Raw genomic sequence first — 13,158 nt, 5'->3', positions numbered from 1 at the left:
AATGATGGACCTCCAAGAAAGATCACGGTTTTGACGATCTTGAACCGAAGAATTCAATGTCAGCATGAACATTTGTGATGGAGTTTGCCTGGGTCCGTATGGTTCACTTGGGTCATGACCTCCTCGAAACCCGACTCCCGATATGACTTCGTGCTCAGCAATCTGCGGACGCGCCGTCAGAACCCCCCAGTAGCGATCATCGCGTTCCTGGAGCGGCTCCAGGAATCCCTATTGGATGACCATCCGTCCCCTGCTGCTAGTTCCAGATTCCATGGGAAGGCGATGCGTAGCGAAGGTGTGGCCGAGGAGAAGATCAACCAGATATCGGAAGTAGTCAATGAAATGGGAAGCGGAGTCCGCGCGCCAACGCGTTTCGAGGATTTTGGCTTACACGTCCTATTGCAGGAGTTCGGAAGCAGGATCGAGGAGGAGGCGGTACGGTTCGGTTGGGGCAAGAAGGTCGAACAGTTAACGGTAGTGTTCGGACAGGTGCGGACCGGAAGAGCGAACGCGCGGACGGTTCGTGTGCCCGGTTCGGATGACTACCTTATCCTGGTCGACCAGAATCTCATGGAATTCCTATACACCTGGAGTCTGGCCGTAGTCAAGGCGCTGCCTCGGGGGAAAAAAATGGAAAAACCAGATGGATGGCTGAGCTACGATATGAGTGCGGACAGGATCCGCACTCATCTTAAAAAGGAACCGCGTCATCTTAGTGCATTCTGCATAACGGCCCTCGAGTACGCCCTCCAGGGGCACCCGACCGCGCGGCGCCAGATGGAGGATACTGAGAGCCAAGAGTTGGCGGGAATGCTGATGACCGCGGGTATCCTGTTCGTCTTGGCTCATGAGTACATGCACATCATTGCAGACGGTCCACTGCAATATATAAACCAAGCGCACACCAAAGCCGGCGGTGACGTACATACTGTCGGGTCGATAGCTCAGGAGTCGATCGTAGACGGGATGGCTTTCTGGCTGGCGGCATCGGCGATGGAGAAATACAAATATCCCAATGCCACGTTCACCTACTGGGGGGCAGTGATATTTCTGCACTGCAGTCAATTGATGTTCAAAACAATTGCAATTCTACGAGGTGGCGACGAAGGTCACATGAATGACAAAGAGAAGCTTCAGCATGATCTTTATGAATTCAGAATGGATCTACTGGTAAAATCAATCCGAAATGCGGCGGATTCATTCGACGTGCCCATTGGTGGCTGGGGTCGAATTTCTAAGAATCTCAACCTCATGTCCGATGTAATATCGGAACTATGGACCTTCACTGTTCCGTTTCTAGAGTGGAACCACGAGGAAGGAATGCGGCCATCGGTCACCTGGGCGACATGAGAAAGGATTCCAGGTCAGGAGAACCAAGTGACGCCGATAGCGGCCACAAGGAAGGCCAGGGACAGGTAAGTGAGCAGGACGGTTTTGCGTAAATCGACGCATGACCTACGAAGCCTTTTCTGCTCGCGGTCGACCAACTCCTCCAGTGTCGCTTCCGTCTGTCGTCGCCTGGGGAATCCATGGGCGGCCCGCATTGCGAAGAAGCCGCCTGAAGAACTTAAGACCATCGCAAGCAGCAGCAGGATGGCGGCTGCTATTCGAGGGATGGTGTCCAGTCCTTCGGCAAGGCCGAGCCCTCCGGCAGCAGCAATGATGGTCGTGATCCCGATGATTCCGCTTAAACCTTGCCTCCACTTGTCGGCCTGCTCCCGAACGGAGTTCAGCTCGTCGGTATGCCTACGCTGAAGTTCTTCAGCGAGGTGACGCTGGGATGGACTGCCTTGCGACCCTGGTTCAACCCGGACTCCCATTACTCGCTACCCCAGTCAATGTGTAGGACCCAGGACGCGCCACACCCCGTTTTCAGTTCAGGTGTCCCTGGGTGGGACCACGAGCAATCACAGATCACCTCCACATCTCTGGAGGTGATGTCGCGCGCAGCTCTCCTGAGAGCCTTATCGAAAAGACTGTTCATGGTTGGGAAGAAATCCATGTCCCGATAGACTACAACCGGTTCACGGAAATATGTGTAATGTGTGCAGCAGGGGCAGGAGCTTTCAATGATGATCACTTCTGGATCCTGCTCATCCGGAACTATCGTTATCCTAGCTGTGCGCGCCGCGGTTTCATTGTAGATTTCACTCCGGGAAACCTGATATGGCAGCGGCTCTGGCTGGCTCATGCGGTCATGGTACATTAGCCCCGATTCTTAGAGGCATGATCCCGTATTCTGCGCTGGCACTTCGCCCGTCGTGTCCCCGGTACGGGCAAGGGCGATCCCCCTCGCGAGGCGCCGCGGTATACGCGTGGGTTCCACGCCGAATCTGGACGCGTTCTACACGGGCCTGATCCGCAACTGCGAGCACGACAACCTGTTCGTCGGCCCCAAGGGCGAGCCGCTCTGTCGTGGGAACTCCCCTGGCGCGGATGTGGCGGCCGGCCTGGGATGGCGATCCTGCTCACACGGCGGCGTCGCGTGGCGCCATACTCGAAGAGCGTCACCGTGACAACACGAAAAACGGGCTCCCGGAGGAGCCCGCTCAGGAAATGATCTCCCGGATATCTCCCATCCGGGGCGGATCCGTCTCTCGGCTGCCGCGCCAGAGGATACCCCTGGCCTGCGGTGATGCTGGTGGGCGATACAGGATTCGAACCTGTGACCTCTACCGTGTCAAGGTAGCGCTCTAACCAACTGAGCTAACCGCCCGGGATCGTGCGTGGAGGTGGAGACGGGATTCGAACCCGTGTAGACGGCTTTGCAGGCCGCTGCCTCGCCTCTCGGCCACTCCACCGGACTCTTCGGGGGAGTCGACGTCCCCCGTGTGTGTCTCCGAGCGGACGACGGGATTCGAACCCGCGACCCTCACCTTGGCAAGGTGATGCTCTACCAGCTGAGCCACGTCCGCGTGCTGTCGGGCTCCGGCTCCGTTGTTCCTGGATCCGTTGCCTTCCTGCATGCAGAACTCTAGCGGAAAGTCGGCAGACGGCAAATCGCGGGTGCGATGCCCGGGCACGGGAGGAAGGATTGTATACAGGATACACTGGACAGGCTGGGGCGTCTGCTCGATCATGGGGAGTGCGATGGCCGGGTGCCGAAAGACGACGATGCCGTGGGCGCAGGCGCGCGCAGCAGCGCGAGAGCTGGGCGGGCGCCGTTCTTGGGCGACCGAGGAGGACGCCGCGCCCGCCGACGCGGTCGGTGCGGCCCTGGCCCGCGAGCTGACGGCGCTGGTCGCCGTGCCCCCCTATGACGCATCGGCCATGGACGGCTACGCCGTCGCCGGGCCGGGCCCCTGGAACGTGCGCGGCCGGGTGCTGGCCGGTGCCGCCCCCGCCGCGGCCCTGAACCCCGGCGAGGCCGTCGAGATCGCCACCGGGGCGCGGGTGCCCGAAGGAACGGACGCCGTCCTGCCCTATGAGATGGCACACCGCGAGGGCGACCGGGTCCACGGAGGCGCGGAACGCGGCCGGCACGTGCGCCGGACGGGCGAGGACACCCCGGCCGGCGCCACCGTGCTGCCCCAGGGCACCGTTGTGACCCCCGCCGTCGCCGGGCTGGCCGCGAGCCTGGGGCACGACACCCTGCCGGTGCGCCGCCCGCGCGTCGCCGCGTTCATCACCGGCGACGAGATCGCCGTGGCCGGACGCCCCGGCCCCGGGCAGGTGCGCGACGCCATCGGACCGATGCTGCCGGGCATCGCGGCGTGGGCCGGTGCGGCGCCGGAGGCGCAGGTCCGGCTCGACGACGGCCTCGACCACATGGTCACGGCGGTGGCCGAGGCGGCCGATCGCAAGAGCGACGTGGTCGTCGTGTGCGGGGCCTCCTCCAAAGGGCCCGCCGACCACTTGCGCGCCGCCCTCGCGGAGCTCGATGCCACCCTGGTGGTCGACGGGGTCGCCTGCCGCCCCGGTCATCCGCAGCTCCTCGCGCACTTCGGTACGGGCGAGTCGCCGGGCACCGTGGTCGTGGGCCTGCCGGGTAACCCCAACGCCGCTCTCGCCGCCGCTGTGACGCTGCTGGTTCCCGTCCTGATCGCGATGTCCGGGCGTGCGGACCCGGCGGCGCTGCTCCCGCGCGCGCTGCCCCTCGCGGGGACGGTCGCTCCGCACGACCGCGACACGCGGCTGGTCGCCGTCCGGGTCGCCGACGGCGTGGCGCGGCCGGTGGGCCACGACCGGCCCGGCAGCCTGCGCGGCGCCGCGGCGGCCGACGCCTACGCGGTCGTCCCGCCGGGCTGGACCGGCCCCGACGCCTCGCTGGTGTGGCTGCCCCGCTGACGACGGCAGCCACACTCCCCAGAGACCCCGCGCCCCGCCGTTGGCGGTCCGGAGAGGCGGGCGCGGGGGCCGATGGCGTGTCCCAGGGCCGGGCCCGTCGATTCCGTGGTCCGGGGGCCGCCCGTCCGGACCGCTACACCCGGAGGCGGGTGCGGGGCCTGACGTCGGTTCGGAACCGCTGCGGCCGGGGCGGGCGCGCGGGGGCGGAGTCGGTGCCGATGCCGTGCATGCGCCAGCTGCCACCGGCCGGGATGCGGCCGAGCTTCTTGACGTCGACGTGCACGAGGTCCCCGGCACGCTCGTGCTCGTAGCGGTCCACGGCACGCAGCGGCTCCCCGGTGGGCGGGTCGAGGTCCCGTAGGCGGTTCAGTCCGCGGCGGACCAGCACGCGGTGCACGGTCGCGGGCGCCACGACGAGCCCGTGGTGGCGGGCCAGAGATTCAGCGATCCGGACCGGTCCGTGCTTGGTCTCCCGCCGCAGGGCCTCGATGAGATCGGCGACTTCATCGGGCGTGGTCGTCGGGCTGCGCCCTGGCCGGGAGGAGCGGTCGATCAGCCCGGCGTCGCCGTTCCATGAGGTACGCGATCGCGAGAACGGCGATGTGGCACGGGATGAGGGTCAGGGTGACCGTCATGTTCGTGGCGTCTCCGGTCGCGGAGCGGTCGATGACGAGGCCGTCGCTCGCGAACAAAGTACTGGCGGCGAACAGCACGACATTGTGCGCGACGTGCAGGGCGATCGAGGCCTCGAGGCCGCGTGTGATGATCGCAAGCAGGCCTGCGGTCAGGCCGATCCACAGCTGGTACAGCACCAGCCACGGGTCGGCCGAGAAGTGCACCACGGTGAACACCATGGTCGAGACGAGAAGGCCGACGGTCGCGGCAAGCTTCTCGCCCCCGGCCCCCGAGCCGACCGCCGGCCCGATCCCGCCACGGAACACGATTTCCTCGGCCGCGGCCGCGAGCGGCAGGGTGAACACGATGACAGCGAGCATGACTGCGGTCGCCCCGGTCAGGGCGAAGGCACCGTAGCTGCCCGGTAGCAGGAGTGCGGTCACCCAGATCCCGAGCGCGAACACCGGGAACGCCGTCGCCGTTGTCGTGAGCAGCCTGCGCCAGGAAAAGCGGCGGCCGACAGCGAGGACACGGCGCCACGGAACTCCGCCCATCCAGGCCATGATCAGCAGTGTCGCGGGGATCATCAGCCCCAGCGAAATATTGGCGGCCATGATCATCAATGGGTGGCCGACCAGTCGGGCCGGGTCGTCGCCGAGCTGTGTAGCACCGTTGGCCGCGAGCACTCCGGCGACGATCAACCCGGGAAGGAACTGCAATGCGAAGAATACCGCCATCAACGCCACGATGACCGCGATCGCGCGTCGCCATCCGAGGCGCAGGTGCGTGAAGAACAAGGGGGTATCGCTGCTGTCAGTCGGCGAGCGCATCGTCGGCATCGATGTCGGGTGGTTCTGGTTCGTTCCCACGGATCCTCTTCTCTGGCGTGCCCTTACTCGATGGCCTTCAGACGTGCGACCGTGTGAGAACGACGACGATCTCGTGGGTCTGTCCGCCCCCGATCGCCGGAGCGATCGTGCCCACTGCCTGCCAGCCGTGACGTCCGAGTTCTTCGAGGTCTCGCTCAAGCTGGTCGTAGTCGAACCCTTTCCAGGTCTGCTTGCACTTCAGCACCTTGTGTTCGAATGATGCGCTCATGGATCGCCTCCTTCGGGATCCAGGGCACACGTTGACGTCGCGTCACACTCAAGACGCGACATCGGTGATCTGAGGCACACCACGGTCGTGCTGTGGCCGTACGGTCGGGTCCCTGGCGATCTGGGACAGACGCCCCGGGGTTCATGGCACAGCTCGCGTCCGGCCCCCCGCAGCGGCGATAGTGGTGATGGAGTCCGCGGTCGTCATGGGGAGAGTGTGGGGCGTCCGCTGATGGGAGGCAGGGAGGAGTCGACATGGCGTGGAGCACGCGGGAGATCGCCGAGCTAGCGGGGATCAGTGTTCGTAGTGTGCGGCACTACCATGAGGTGGGGCTGCTGCCGGAGCCGGAACGGCGCAGCAACGGTTACAAGCAGTACGGGGCGGCTCACCTGGTCCGGTTGCTGCGAATCAAGCGTTTGGCCGACCTCGGAGTCGGTCTGGGTGCGATCGCCGAGATCGGCAACAACGACGAGCGTCTTTTCGACGTGTTGCGGGCCGTCGACGCCGAGCTCGAGGCGCGGATGGGTCGGATACGCGAGGCACGAGCCGAGGTCGCGCAGATCCTTGAGAAGAAGCTCGCGACCGATTCACCCGCCGAGTTCGCGGTCGTCGCGAATGGGTCGTTGTCCGAGTCGGACAGGCGTATGACCTCAGTGATGGGCCGGTTGCTCGACTCGGACGAGCGGGGGGCTTACGCGGAGCTGTTGGCGGCGGACGTATGTGTGCAGACCGGGCAGGACTTCGACGACCTCCCGCCGGACGCCGACGAGGCCGCGCGGCAGGACTTGGCGGCTCGCATCGCCGCGGAGCTACCGGCGCTACGCGAACAACACCCTGGCGTGTTCACGCTGGGCTCGACCGACCCTCGACGGTTCAGCCGGACGGTGGTGCAGGTGTCGCAGGAGATTTACAACCCCGCCCAGTTCGACGTGCTCCGCAGGATGACCGCGCTGCACCTGGAACTCGGAGATCACCCGAGGTAAGCCGGACGCTCGGAGCTGAGCGAGAGAGCCATGCACCGATGCCCGGTGGAACCAACCTCATGAGACGGCACACCTAAACTCGGGACGAGGATCCCCGCGCCCGACGGCGCCGTCACCCGGTCCGCGTCCCGTGTCCTTCCGCGTGCCCGCCGCGCCGACCACGAAAGCCATGTATCCATGCCCCCTCCCCGGCTCGACAAGGGTCTGCTGCCCACCCCGGTGCAGCGTCCGGCCCCGCTGCGCGACAGCGTGTACGAGACCCTGCTCGAACTCATCACGCGCCGCCGCCTGCCGCCCGGCCGGCACCTGGTCGAGAACGAACTCGCCGAGCAGCTGGGGGTGTCCCGGCAGCCCGTGCGCGAGGCGCTGCAACGGCTCAGCAACGAGGGCTGGGTCGACCTTCGTCCCGGGTACGGCGCGTTCGTCCACCGGCCCAGCGAGAACGAGGCCGAGCAGTTGCTGGCCATGCGCACCCTGCTGGAGACCGAGGCGGCTCGGCTGGCCGCGGTCGAGGCCGGCGCCGAGGGCACCGCGCGGCTGCGTGAACTGTGGCGCGTCGGCGTGGAGGGCCTGGAGCGCGACGACACCGACGCCATGGTCGACGCCAACGCCGACCTGCACCGCGTGATCACCGAGCTGTCCGGCAACGAGGTGCTCGCCGGGCTGGCCGGCCAGGTGGCGCGCCGCGTGCGCTGGTACCACGGGCTGGTCGTCCGCCGCCGCGGACGCGAGGCATGGGACGAGCACGCCCGCATCATCGACGCGATCGAGGCCGGCGACCAGGACGAGGCCGCCCGCCTGATGCGCGAGCACACCGACACCACCCGCCGCGTCTACCACGAGAGCGCGGCCGGCAACGGTGCCGCCGAGGAGATCGCGGCGGATTGAAGCGCGTGCGCAACGCCGGAGCCGTTCGGCGATGACCGCGATGAGGACGCCGGCCCCTTGGCTTGAGCCGCGTTCGTCGTAACGGGCCACGACCGCCCGGGTGCGCTGCGACCGGGCGATCCGGGTCACCCGCCGTGACGGCGCCGCGATCGGTGTCGCCGTGGAGCACCGCGTGTGCTTTTCGGCGGAGGGCCGTCGTCCCGCAGCCGGGAGCCCCCGTGGTGCGGGGGCGGGCGACCCCGCGGCCGCCCGCCTCTTCGGACGCTACGGCCGGACGGCGGCCGCGACGATGTCCTCGACCTGGCCGACGATCGTCGCGCGGTTCTCCTCGAACTCGGGGTCGGTCACGTCGCCGCCGGATCCGAATTCCAGGATCGGCGTGTGCACGTGGCCGGCGGGGATGTCCCGGCCGGTGGCGTCGCGCAGCAGGGTGTTGCGGTAGGCGATCTCGTTGGAGAGGTAGTCGCCTCCGCCGCCGGCCCGCGCCTCGGAGCCCGGGGTGGGCCCGTCCGGGCTCACCACCGGTTCGGTCTCGCCCGCGGGGATCTCGGTCACCTCGGTGTTGTCGATCACGGGGAACGGCTCCCCGGTGGTCTGCTCGACGATGGCGGAGCGGTCCAGGGAGGAGTCCGACCACTGCGGCTGCGGGGTGACGGTGGGGACGTCGTCGGGGACCGGGACGATCTCCTCCGTGCCGACCGACTCGTTGTCGTCGTAGCCGCCGCGCCAGGCGCCGTTGTGGGCCTCGAGGTCGAACTGGTCCGGCCTGCCCTGGCTGACGGTGATGACCGCGTCGGCCGGCCGGTCACCGGTGTAGTGCGGCAGGAGGGCCTGCTCGACCATGCCGTCGGTGAAGTCGCGCCAGCGCACGGGGAAGAGCATGGCCTTGACGGCCACGACGCCGTCGTCGGTCTCGATCACCGCTCCGTCCAGCGCGAGGGCGGCCGCGCCGGAGGGGTTGGCCTGGCGGATGTCGAAGTCGAGTTCGAAGGGGTCGAACCCGGTCACGACGACCTGGCGCACCTCGGACTCCCCGGGGACCTCGGGGAAGTCCGCGTCGTTCTGGCCGCGGGAGCGGCGGTCCATGTCGGCCACGAGCGCGGCGCGCTCGGCGTCGTCCAGCTCGAAGTCCGGCTCCCAGCGGTTGAGGGCCGAGGTCATGCCGAGCCGCGCCCAGTAGAGCGGCCGGTCGTCCCCGGCGCTCAGGTCTCCGCCGGCCTCTCCGGTCCCCTGGACCCGATCCACCGCCTCCTGCCAGAGCGCGTCCGCGTGCCGCTCGACGACCGCGCCCGCGTCGTCCGCGTCGGACGCCTCGCACAGCTCCCGGGTGAAGCGGTCCACGGCGGAGTCGAATCCGGACCTGCTCAGGATCTCCCGCGGGACGTCCTGGGCGAGCCGCGCCTCTTCGACGGTGGCGCCTTCTTCGCCGAGGCAGCCGGCCGCCTGCTCGGCCTGCGCCGGGCCGCCCAGGGCGATGACGGGCGCGACGATGAGCGCCGATGCCGCGGCGCGGGGGGCCGTCCGCCGGATACGCACGCCGGCTCCGCTCCATCCATTCGAGGTGCTCAACGGGATGTCCCTTTCTTTCCCAGGCGTTCGGTTCTCCGGTGCGTCACCCAGGCTAGAGATCACCGCGTTTCAGGACATCGGCCGCGGGTGCCGAGGAGCGCACCTACGAAGGTCGGTATCGGTGGCGGCCGTGGCCGACGAACGGCAGGGGCGGGCGGGGCGGACGACGGCGTGCGGCGGGCCCGCCCGCTGCTCGCCTGGTCGGTCCCGGCAGGTGGCCGGACCCGTCCGGGTGCCCGCCCCGGCACGGGGAAAACCGGAGAAAGTCCGGCAGCCCCTGGCGTGTGTGTGGTGCGAGACACCAGAATGTGTGATCGGCCTCTCGTTGGGGCCGGGCGGTGCCTGCCGCTCCGGGATCGGCCGGTCTCCGGGGGCATGCCGCCGCCCCTCACCGGGGCAGGGCCCTGGGCCCGTCCCCGGCCGGCCCCACCTCGGACCTGGAGCGCGGATGCTGATGCGGCAACTGGAGTACCTGACCGCTCTGGCCCGCGAACAGCACTTCGCCCGCGCCGCCATGGCGTGCCATGTCACCCAGCCCGCGCTCTCCGCCGGCATCCGCAAGCTGGAGGCCGAACTCGACGTGCCGATCGTGCGGCGCGCGCACCGGTTCGAGGGCTTCACCCCCGAAGGGGAGCGGGTCCTCCGGTGGGCCTACCGCCTGCTGGCCGAGCGCGACGCCCTCACCGGCGAGGTCGGCCCGATGCGCGAGGGGCACACCGGCACCCTGCGCATCGGAGCGCTGCCCGAGGCCGCGGCCCCGCTCGCGCACATCACCGCCGGGTTCGGGGTGCGCCACCCCCGGGTGCGGCTGGTGGTGCGCTCCATGCCCGCCGCCGACATCCGCGCCGCGCTGGACCGGTTCGACCTCGACGTCGGGGTCACCCGCCTCTCGGCGGCGAGCGCACGGGACCGCAACCGCGCCGTCCGCCTGTTCCGCACCCGGCACGCCCTGGTGGCCGGCGAGGACGGTCGCTTCTCGGGGGTTGCGGCGGTGCGCTGGGCGGAGCTCGCGCACGTCCCCATGGCCCGCTTCACGGCCGATCCGGAGGGGCAGCGGCTGCTGGACGAGGCCATGGCGGCCTCGGGCACGCCGTGGGCCGCGCAGATCGAGACCGACTCCCTGCCCGCTCTTTACACCCACGTCCGCGAGGGCGGCTGGTGCGCGGTGCTCCCGCACGCCTGGCTGTGCGGGGCCGAGCCGCCGCCCGGCCTGCGCGTGCTGCCGATGGTCGAGCCGGTCAGCGACATCGAGGTGGGCATGGTCGCCGCGGAACGGCGTCCCGAGCCGCTGCTGGCCCGCGAACTCCTCGCCCACGCGCGCGGGGTTCCCGTGCAGGGCATCGTCGACCGGGTCCTGCCGGCGCCGGCCGCGGGCGCGCCCGCGGCGCTGCCCCGCGCCTCCGGCGCCGGCTGACCCCGCCGTCTCACGCGGCGCCGTGGCGGGCGTCCGGGGGAGCGGACGCGGGGGAGCGGTGGCCGCGCAGCAGCACGCCCGCCTGGACGGCGGCGATGATGACGATCACCGCTGCGATCGCGCTGGTCAGGTGCATGCCGTCGGTGAAGGCGGTGCGCGCCGCGTCGAGCAGGGCCGCCGCCGCCGATGAGGGCAGGCCCTCCGCCGCCGTCACCGCGCCGCCCAGGGTCTCCCGCGCGCCGTCCATGGCCTCGGGCGGCACGCCCTCGACCTCGCCCAGCCGGACGCGGTAGGCGGCGGTGAGCACGCTGCCGAGCAGGGCGACCCCCAGCGCGGCGCCGAGCTCGTAGGCGGTCTCGGAGATCGCCGAGGCGGAGCCCGCGCGCTCGGGCGGGGCGGCGGTGAGGATGGCGTCGTTGGTCAGGGTCTCGGTCAGGCCGACGCCGATGTTGAGCAGCGCGAACGCGATGACGATGAGCCACAGGCCGCCCTCCGTGGGGGCCCGGGTGATCGCCAGGAACCCGGCGGCGACGAGCGCGAGGCCGATGACGATCACCGAGCCCAGGCTGAGCCGGCGCGCCACCGCCACGGCGACGAAGCTCGCCGCCACCGACAGCACCAGCCCGGGCAGCAGCGCGATCCCCGCGTAGAGGGGGCTGATCCCCAGCACGAGCTGGAGGTACTGGGTGATGAAGAACAGGGACGCCACCATGGCGAACACGATCATCAGGTTGGTGGCCACCGCGACGGCGAACTCGCGGACGGCGAACAGCCGGACGTCGAGGAGCGGGTCCTCCAGCAGCAGCTGGCGCCGGACGAAGGCCGCCGCCAGCACCAGGCCGGCCGCGATCGCGACCACGGGCATGATGGCGAGGCCGTCCTCGGCGAGCTTCTTCACCCCGTACACCGCGGGCAGCATGGCGCCCAGCGACAGCGCGACGCTGACCGGGTCCAGGCGTCCGGGGCGGGGGTCGCGGGACTCCCGCACCAGGAGCGGGGCGGCCACCAGGATGAGCGCCATGACCGGCAGGTTGATGAGGAAGACCGAGCCCCAGTGGAAGTGCTCCAGCAGCCAGCCGCCGACGATGGGGCCCAGTGCCGCGCCCCCCGAGAACCCCGAGGCCCATACGGCGATCGCGAACAGGCGCTGGCGCGGGTCCCGGAACATGTTGCGGAGCAGCGACAGCGTGGAGGGCATCAGGGTCGCGCCCGCCAGCCCCAGCAGGGCGCGGGCGGCGATGAGCACCTCGGGCGTGGGGGCGTTGGCCGCGGCCAGGGACGCGACGCCGAACCCGGCCGACCCGATGAGCAGCAGCCGGCGCCGCCCGATGCGGTCGCCCAGCGTGCCCATGGTGATGAGCAGGCCGGCGAGGACGAACGAGTAGACGTCGATGATCCAAAGGAGCTGCCCGGCGGTGGGCGCGAGGTCCTCGCTGAGGTGGGGCACGGCGAAGCCGAGCACCGTCATGTCCACGGAGATCAGGACGACGGGCAGCGTCAGTACGGCGAGCCCGGCCCACTCGCGGGGGCCGGCCTTGGGCCGGCCTCCGTACGCGGGTGTCTCGTGGCCGGGGGCTGCGGGGTGCATGGGTCCTCTCTCATGTGTTCATGGTCGTGGCGCCGTGCGGCGGCCGCCGCGGTCGCGGGCGGCCGTTCCGGGCGCCGGTACGCGTGCGAAGAAGTGCACCGTCCGGACGGTACAGTACCGTCCAGCCGGTACAGTGTCCAACCGTGAGTGCTTCCACGACCCGTGATCGCATCCTTGATGCGCTGCAGGACATCCTGATCGAGGGCGGCGCCTCCGCCGTGACCCTGGAAGCCGTCGCGTCGGCGGCCGGGGTCTCCAAGGGCGGGCTGCTCTACCACTTCCCCTCGAAGGCGGCGCTGATGGACGGACTGGTGCGCCGCCTGTCCGACCGCGCCGAGGACGAGTTCCGCGAGGCCGCCGCCGGCGACGAAGGCGTCGTCCGGGTCTTCCTGCGCACGTCGGTGCCGGAGTCGGTGGAGGAGGCCGAGCTGTACTGGTCCCTCATCGCCGCCCTGCGCAGCGAGGACGCCATGTCCGAGGAGTCGGGCCGGCTGATCGGGCGCATCTTCGAGGAGTGGTCGCGGCTGCTCCAAGAGGAGCTGGACGATCCCGTCCTCGCGGAGACCATCCGCCTGGTCGGCGACGGCCTCTACCTGGCGTCCATCGCCGGGCTGCCCCGCCCCGATCCGGAGCTCGTACGCCGGGTGACCGACCGGCTCATCGCCCAGGCCGACGCCGCCACCGGGCGCGGCGGCGGAGGCTGACGGCTTCGGTCC

Annotated in this window: 13 protein-coding genes, 3 tRNA genes and 1 pseudogene; 6 read left to right on the top strand and 11 right to left on the bottom strand. The window is 69.3% G+C overall.

The features are described from left to right. Positions 1-114 precede the first annotated feature (114 nt). Positions 115-1,350, top strand: coding sequence for a hypothetical protein (locus ACFO4E_RS04150; protein WP_378571665.1), 1,236 nt, complete (start codon positions 115-117; stop codon positions 1,348-1,350). A 14-nt stretch (positions 1,351-1,364) separates the two neighbouring features. Here ACFO4E_RS04150 and ACFO4E_RS04145 read toward each other — a convergent pair whose 3' ends face one another. The 5 genes from ACFO4E_RS04145 to ACFO4E_RS04125 all read right to left on the bottom strand — a co-directional run bounded on the left by ACFO4E_RS04145 (position 1,365) and on the right by ACFO4E_RS04125 (position 2,915). After that, positions 1,365-1,820, bottom strand: coding sequence for a hypothetical protein (locus ACFO4E_RS04145; RefSeq protein WP_378571664.1), 456 nt, complete (start codon positions 1,818-1,820; stop codon positions 1,365-1,367). Beyond that, the gene (locus tag ACFO4E_RS04140; RefSeq protein WP_378571663.1) at positions 1,820-2,191 is read right to left on the bottom strand and encodes a hypothetical protein; all 372 of its coding nucleotides are present in this window, start codon (positions 2,189-2,191) and stop codon (positions 1,820-1,822) included. Before ACFO4E_RS04140 ends, ACFO4E_RS04145 begins: the two co-directional genes overlap by 1 nt. A gap of 448 nt (positions 2,192-2,639) precedes the next feature. Then, positions 2,640-2,716 (bottom strand) — tRNA-Val (locus ACFO4E_RS04135). 11 nt (positions 2,717-2,727) lie between these two features. After that, a tRNA-Cys gene (locus tag ACFO4E_RS04130) sits at positions 2,728-2,801 on the bottom strand. Between the two features lie 41 nt (positions 2,802-2,842). Continuing rightward, positions 2,843-2,915 (bottom strand) — tRNA-Gly (locus ACFO4E_RS04125). 175 nt (positions 2,916-3,090) lie between these two features. On the opposite strand from ACFO4E_RS04125, the gene ACFO4E_RS04120 reads away from it, so the two are divergent. Continuing rightward, positions 3,091-4,287 (top strand): molybdopterin molybdotransferase MoeA, encoded by a 1,197-nt coding sequence (locus ACFO4E_RS04120; RefSeq protein ID WP_378571662.1) that lies wholly within the window; start codon positions 3,091-3,093, stop codon positions 4,285-4,287. Between the two features lie 133 nt (positions 4,288-4,420). Here the strand turns inward: ACFO4E_RS04120 and ACFO4E_RS04115 are convergent, their stop codons facing one another. From ACFO4E_RS04115 to ACFO4E_RS04100, 4 genes and pseudogenes are all read right to left on the bottom strand, one after another. Further along, entirely contained in the window at positions 4,421-4,699 is a 279-nt protein-coding gene (locus ACFO4E_RS04115) for a hypothetical protein (RefSeq protein WP_378571661.1), read from the bottom strand. A gap of 30 nt (positions 4,700-4,729) precedes the next feature. After that, positions 4,730-4,840, bottom strand: a pseudogene (locus ACFO4E_RS04110) (IS481 family transposase); the annotation flags it as partial. Further along, the gene (locus ACFO4E_RS04105) at positions 4,791-5,771 is read right to left on the bottom strand and encodes a CPBP family intramembrane glutamic endopeptidase (protein ID WP_378571660.1); all 981 of its coding nucleotides are present in this window, start codon (positions 5,769-5,771) and stop codon (positions 4,791-4,793) included. The pseudogene ACFO4E_RS04110 and the gene ACFO4E_RS04105, both read right to left, overlap by 50 nt. 37 nt (positions 5,772-5,808) lie before the next feature. Beyond that, on the bottom strand, positions 5,809-6,000 hold the full coding sequence (locus ACFO4E_RS04100; RefSeq protein WP_378571659.1) for a DUF4177 domain-containing protein: 192 nt from the start codon (positions 5,998-6,000) through the stop codon (positions 5,809-5,811). Between the two features lie 254 nt (positions 6,001-6,254). Between ACFO4E_RS04100 and ACFO4E_RS04095 the strand changes: the two genes are divergently transcribed. Continuing rightward, on the top strand, positions 6,255-6,983 hold the full coding sequence (locus ACFO4E_RS04095; protein WP_378571658.1) for a helix-turn-helix domain-containing protein: 729 nt from the start codon (positions 6,255-6,257) through the stop codon (positions 6,981-6,983). Positions 6,984-7,160: 177 nt separating this feature from the next. Then, positions 7,161-7,871: a GntR family transcriptional regulator gene (locus tag ACFO4E_RS04090; protein ID WP_378571657.1), complete on the top strand. Its 711-nt coding sequence runs from the start codon at positions 7,161-7,163 to the stop codon at positions 7,869-7,871. Positions 7,872-8,135: 264 nt separating this feature from the next. Here ACFO4E_RS04090 and ACFO4E_RS04085 read toward each other — a convergent pair whose 3' ends face one another. Beyond that, positions 8,136-9,407, bottom strand: a complete 1,272-nt coding sequence (locus ACFO4E_RS04085) for a pyroglutamyl peptidase (RefSeq protein WP_378571656.1) — start codon at positions 9,405-9,407, stop codon at positions 8,136-8,138. A gap of 481 nt (positions 9,408-9,888) precedes the next feature. Here ACFO4E_RS04085 and ACFO4E_RS04080 point away from each other — a divergent pair, with 481 nt between their 5' ends. Beyond that, on the top strand, positions 9,889-10,854 hold the full coding sequence (locus tag ACFO4E_RS04080) for a LysR family transcriptional regulator (protein WP_378571655.1): 966 nt from the start codon (positions 9,889-9,891) through the stop codon (positions 10,852-10,854). Between the two features lie 10 nt (positions 10,855-10,864). On the opposite strand, the gene ACFO4E_RS04075 is transcribed toward ACFO4E_RS04080, so the two are convergent. Beyond that, the gene (locus tag ACFO4E_RS04075; RefSeq protein ID WP_378571654.1) at positions 10,865-12,442 is read right to left on the bottom strand and encodes an MFS transporter; all 1,578 of its coding nucleotides are present in this window, start codon (positions 12,440-12,442) and stop codon (positions 10,865-10,867) included. 143 nt (positions 12,443-12,585) lie between these two features. Here ACFO4E_RS04075 and ACFO4E_RS04070 point away from each other — a divergent pair, with 143 nt between their 5' ends. Further along, positions 12,586-13,146 carry a TetR/AcrR family transcriptional regulator gene (locus ACFO4E_RS04070; protein WP_378571653.1) on the top strand — a complete coding sequence of 187 codons (561 nt, stop codon included), beginning with the start codon at positions 12,586-12,588 and terminating at the stop codon, positions 13,144-13,146. The last annotated feature ends 12 nt before the right edge of the window (positions 13,147-13,158 follow it).

Origin of the sequence: Nocardiopsis mangrovi, assembly GCF_042653925.1 — a bacterium.
Lineage (GTDB): Bacteria > Actinomycetota > Actinomycetes > Streptosporangiales > Streptosporangiaceae > Nocardiopsis_B > Nocardiopsis_B mangrovi.
This window is presented reverse-complemented; position numbering and strand designations above follow the sequence as displayed.